Genomic DNA, 5161 nt, shown 5'->3' on the forward strand with positions numbered 1-5161 from the left:
TTTCTGGGGCGCGCTGGCCATGGGCATTACCGCGGGTGTGGGCTCGCTGTTTGGCACCGTGGTTTAAGAACCTGTTTACGATCTAAACGGGGCCGCGTTGGGATGCAATCGGGATGAGTGGGCCGACCGGGCCCTTGCATGGGCTGATGCCCATGCAAGGGCCTGGGTGGCTCAATCGCTCGACCGCACAGCCGGTCGGCTGTGCGTCGTGCGGCTGCCCCAACGGGGATGCAAACGCGACCGCGTTTGCGTCACCCCAACCCGCAGGGCAAGCGCCTTCTCGGGCGGTCTGCGGCGTTGCGGCGCTAGCCCATCCCAAGAAGGTGCTTGCGCGGCCCCGTTTAGATCGTAAACCGGTTCTAAGTTCGCTGGCGCACAGACGCATCCGGATGCGGCGCGCAGAGTGAGTCCATGTCATCACTGTCCACAACAGGTTTGCCGGCCGGTACCGCTCACAACGGGATCACTTGTTCAGATATGGACTCCAGGAATTCAATTGGTTTTCTCTGCGCACCGATAGCCCCATACCACGGCGGAAAGTCTTGAGTCTTGAGCCAGATCAAAGATCTGTGCACTCGAAGTGCTGAATTTTTCCTTTTATTGTCCCATCGCATATGTAGATGAATCAGCCGGTGTGTGTTCCCGACGCAGGCATAAGATTTGAACGATCTGCGTGCCTGGTGGGGCGGCAGCCCGCCAGCCTCCTTTGACCTCGCTGTTCCCGCCGAAGCCTCATGCGAGCCACGCAACCAGGAAGTACTCAAATGGCCACCGAAATACGAATGAAACTCTCCGATGGGTCTTCCGACCCGGTTTCGTTCCCATTGCCTGCCTGCGGAAGCTGCCAGGAACAGGTTCGCGTCCAGGAGCGCGAGCATCTCGCGCGAGAACTGCACGATGCTCTTGGCAGCCTTCTGATGAGGGCCAAGCTTGATATTGCCTGCGTACAGCCGGAGCTGGCCAGGATTTCGCCGGCGGCATCCGGGCATCTTCACCATCTGATGGATATTCTCAATCAGGCCATGGCGCTCAAGCGCCGGATCATCGATGGCCTGGAGCCGCCGCTGCTGTTGAATCAAGGGCTGGCCAAAGCCGTCGCGAAGCTGGCGCAGGATTTTTCCTCGGCGTCCGGGATAGGCGTGACGATTAGCCTGGGCGATGTTGCCCTGCCCGCTTCCGCACAGCTCGCTGTTTACAGGCTGGTAGAAGAGGCGCTGACGAACATCGGCAAGTATGCAGGCGCCTCCCGTTTCTCCATTACCCTGTGTGAAGCTGATGCTTGCGTGCAAGTCGAAGTAGAAGACGACGGCGTCGGCTTCCATGCCGATACCGGCGAAAATTTCGGGCACGGTCTCCTCGGCATGAGACACCGGATTGAAGCTTGCGGCGGCACGCTGCATGTGAAGTCGGCGCCTGGCTGCGGAACACGCTTGCGGGCCCGTCTCCCCGCGAGCAGTGTCGCAGTGCATTGACGGCTCCCATGACATCGCCAACAAGGTTTGCGGGCCGCTATCTGGTGCCGGCCGCCATAGCGCTCGCCGGCCTGGCGGCACATGCCCAGACAGCGCCCGTGCCCAGCCGCGGGGAGGTGCTGTACACGACGCATTGCATTGCCTGCCATACCTCGGAGATGCACTGGCGGAGCAACCGCCGCGCCCATGACTGGGAGAGCCTGAAGGTGCAGGTTCGCCTCTGGCAAGGCAACAGCGGGCTGCGGTGGGATGAGGCGGATATCGCGGAAGTGGCCGGTTACCTGAATGACACGGTTTATCACTATCCGCGCATGCCGGGTTCAGGCGGCCTCGTATCGCCCGGGCAAACGCAGAGTATTTCCGTCGCGCGCTGAAGCCGCGCCAGGCGTAGCGGTTTGCACGAAGCAAGCGCGGCCAGCGCAGAGTGCCGCGCCCTTGACATGGATCAAACCCAGGCCGGTGCGGCGCTCCTAGACTGAGGCAGATCAACACCGGAGAACCCACCATGTACACGCGCATTCTCGTTGCAACCGATGGCTCCCCACTTTCCAAAAAAGCGGTGAAGGACGCCATTGCCCTCAGCGCATCTCTGGGAGCCGGCCTTGTGGTACTCAATGTCGTGCCACGCTATCCCATGAGTTACTTTGAGGGCGGCGCCAACATCTCGCCGCAGGAAATCGGTCGCGTCGAAAAAGAATGGGCGGACAGGGGTCAGGCCATCGCTGATGCCGTACAGAAGTCCGCGGAAGCCGCAGGCGTTAAAGCCAAGGCCGTGATCGCTAAATCCGACGTTGTCGCCACTTCCATTCTGTCTGCGGCCAAAAAGAACAAGTGCGACCTCATCGTGATGGCCTCGCATGGTCGAAAGGGCCTCTCACGCATCCTGCTCGGAAGCGAAACCCAGCAGGTGCTCACGCACAGCACCATTCCCGTGCTGGTCCTGCGTTGAATCCACACCGAACAAACCATCTCCGGAGAACACCATGAGAGTCCTTTTGGCCGTTGACGGCAGCAAGTTCACCAAAAAGGCACTGGCCTTCCTGGTTACCCATGAAACCCTGGTCGGGCCCGATGCCGAACTGGTGGTGCTCAACGTGCAGCCGGCTGTTTCCCCGCGCGTCAAGACCATGCTGGGCGCCGCCACCGTGCGTGCCTGGCACAAGGAAGAGGCCGAAAAAGTGCTGCAGCCCATAGAGCGCTTTCTCAAACGCCACAAGATTTCCTTCCGGGCTTCCTGGGTCGCCGGCACAGCGGCCACGCAGATCGTGCAGGCGGCACAGCGCGAAAAGGTCCACATGCTGGTTATGGGAACCCATGGCCATGGCTTGTTCGGCCGTGCCCTGCTCGGAAGCGTTGCTCAACGCGTGGTGGCGGACGTCGACGTGCCGGTGCTGCTGGTCCAGTAGACATCTCCTGAAAGCATCCCATGAATACACTCTCAACGACCCCGTCCCCTTCGTCGGTAAAGCGGACCATTTCCACTACGCGGCAGTCCGATGGCACGCTGGGCCTGGGATTGTTGGTCGCGCTGGTGACGGGTTCCATCATTGGCAGCGGCATTTTTGGTTTACCGCAAAACATGGCTGCAGGCGCGGGCGCCGGTGCCATTCTGATCGGCTGGCTCATCACTGGAGTGGGCATGCTGGTGCTGGCGCGCGTGTACCAGATGCTGGCGCTACGTAAACCCGAACTGGACAACGGCGTCTACGCCTATGCCCGCGCGCTCTCAGGCGACTACATCGGCTTTAACTCTGCCTGGGGTTACTGGATGAGCGCCTGGATAGGCAACGTGGGTTACCTGGTGGCCGCGTTCGGCGCGCTCGGCTATTTCTTTCCGGCCTTCGGCGAAGGCAATACCCCCACGGCCGTCGCCGGTGCGTCGGTGGTTTTGTGGGTGGTCCATGGGCTGGTCCTGCGCGGCATTAATACGGCAGCCTGGGTCAATGCCGTGGTCACGGTGGCCAAGCTCATTCCCCTGCTCTTGTTCATCGTCCTGGCCGCCGCCGCTTTCCAGGCGCCGACGTTCAGCCTGGACTTCTGGGGCGGCGCCAAGCTCGGCTCGGTGCTGGACCAGGTCAAGAGCACCATGCTGGTGACGGTGTGGGTCTTTATCGGCATCGAGGGCGCCAGCGTCTATTCGGCGCGCGCACGGCAGCGCAAGGACGTCGGCAAGGCCACGGTCATCGGTTTCCTGGTCTGCCTGGCGTTGCTGATGGCCGTCTCGCTGCTCTCCCTGGGCATCTTCACGCAACCGGAACTGGCCGGGCTGAAAAATCCGTCCATGGCCAGCGTGCTTGAGAAAGCCGTGGGCACCTGGGGCGCCGTGCTGATCTATATCGGCCTCATCGTTTCCGTGGGTGGCGGCTTCCTGGCCTGGACGCTGCTGGCCGCCGAGTCGCTCTTCACGCCGGCCAACAGCGGCGTGATGCCCGCCTGGCTGGGCCGCCAGAGCGGCAAGGGCGTGCCGGCCAATGCCCTGTGGCTGACCAGCGCCATGGTGCAGATTTTCCTCGTCGTTACGCTGGTGTCCAAGGCCTCTTACCTGGCCCTGATTTCGCTGTCGACCGCGATGATCCTGCTGCCCTACCTGTTCAGCGCGCTTTACGGCCTGAAGCTGGCCGCGCGCGGTGACGGTGCGGGCCAGGCGCCTGAAGGCGCGCGCGGTTCGCTGGACCTGCCGGTGGCCGCGCTCGCCTCGGTGTACTGCCTCTGGCTGCTGTATGCCGCCGGCGCCAAATACCTGTTGCTGAGCGCCCTGCTCTACGCCCCCGGCGCGGCCTTGTACCTGTTTGCAAAAAACCAGGCCCGCAAACAAGCCTTCACTGCGGGTGAGAAAGCGATGCTGGCAGCACTGCTGGTGCTCGCGGCGGTGGCTGGCTGGATGCTCTCCACCGGGCAGCTGAGCCTGTGATGGCCGGCGTCTATTCCGAGACGGGCCGGCTGCGCAAGGTGTTGGTCTGCCGGCCGGGCCTGGCGCACATGCGCCTGACACCCGCGAACTGCCAGGACATGCTGTTCGACGACGTGATGTGGGTGGCCCAGGCCAAAAACGACCACTACGCTTTCACCAGCGCGATGACGGAGCAAGGCGTGGAGGTGCTGGAACTGCACGACCTGCTCGCGGTCACGGTCGGCAACCCCTTGGCGCGCGACCAGTTGCTGGACCGCGAACTGGCCGGCACCGACTTTGAAGCCGCAGCCGTGTTGCGGCCCTGGCTGCAGGAACTGCCGCCGGCCCGCCTGGCCGAGTTCCTGATCGGCGGCTTGACCCCGTCCGACCTGCCGTTCAAGCTGCCCGGCCTCACGGCCGCCTGCGCGAGCCCGTCGGACTTGTTGCTGCCCGCCCTGCCCAACACACTCTTCACGCGCGACAGCAGTTGCTGGATAGGCGATGGCGTCGTGCTTGGATCCATGTACTGGCCGGCGCGCCGGCGGGAAAGCCTGCTCATGGCGGCCATCTACCGCTTCCATCCCAGGTTCGCGGGCAAGGTCACCGAGTGGTGGGGAGACCCCGGGCAGCCGCACGCGCAGGCTTCGCTCGAAGGCGGCGACGTCATGCCACTGGGCAACGGCCTGGTACTGATCGGCATGGGCGAGCGGACTTCACCGCAGGCCGTGAGCCAGCTCGCGCGCAGCCTGTTCGCGCGCGGCGCCGCGACCCGCGTGCTGGCCGCCCAGTTGCCCAAGTC

6 protein-coding genes are annotated in these 5161 nt (G+C 63.3%); all 6 read left to right on the top strand.

Annotated features, from left to right (window positions below; all coding sequences use genetic code 11):
• The first annotated feature begins 764 nt into the window (after positions 1–764).
• Entirely contained in the window at positions 765–1472 is a 708-nt protein-coding gene (locus tag ABI546_RS19860) for a sensor histidine kinase (RefSeq protein ID WP_348049446.1), read from the top strand.
• Between the two features lie 8 nt (positions 1473–1480).
• The gene (locus ABI546_RS19865; protein ID WP_348049448.1) at positions 1481–1846 is read left to right on the top strand and encodes a cytochrome c; all 366 of its coding nucleotides are present in this window, start codon (positions 1481–1483) and stop codon (positions 1844–1846) included.
• A gap of 131 nt (positions 1847–1977) precedes the next feature.
• Positions 1978–2421, top strand: a complete 444-nt coding sequence (locus ABI546_RS19870; RefSeq protein WP_348049450.1) for a universal stress protein — start codon at positions 1978–1980, stop codon at positions 2419–2421.
• A 34-nt stretch (positions 2422–2455) separates the two neighbouring features.
• Complete coding sequence (locus ABI546_RS19875) at positions 2456–2878, top strand: universal stress protein (protein ID WP_348049452.1); 423 nt, start codon at positions 2456–2458, stop codon at positions 2876–2878.
• A gap of 20 nt (positions 2879–2898) precedes the next feature.
• Positions 2899–4383, top strand: a complete 1485-nt coding sequence (gene arcD / locus ABI546_RS19880; RefSeq protein WP_348049454.1) for an arginine-ornithine antiporter — start codon at positions 2899–2901, stop codon at positions 4381–4383.
• The coding region (locus tag ABI546_RS19885) for an arginine deiminase family protein (protein ID WP_348049456.1) at positions 4383–5161 on the top strand (779 nt) is incomplete at its 3' end. The genes arcD and ABI546_RS19885, both read left to right, overlap by 1 nt.

Origin of the sequence: Polaromonas sp. (genome assembly GCF_039932935.1) — a bacterium.
Classification (GTDB): Bacteria; Pseudomonadota; Gammaproteobacteria; order Burkholderiales; family Burkholderiaceae_C; genus Polaromonas.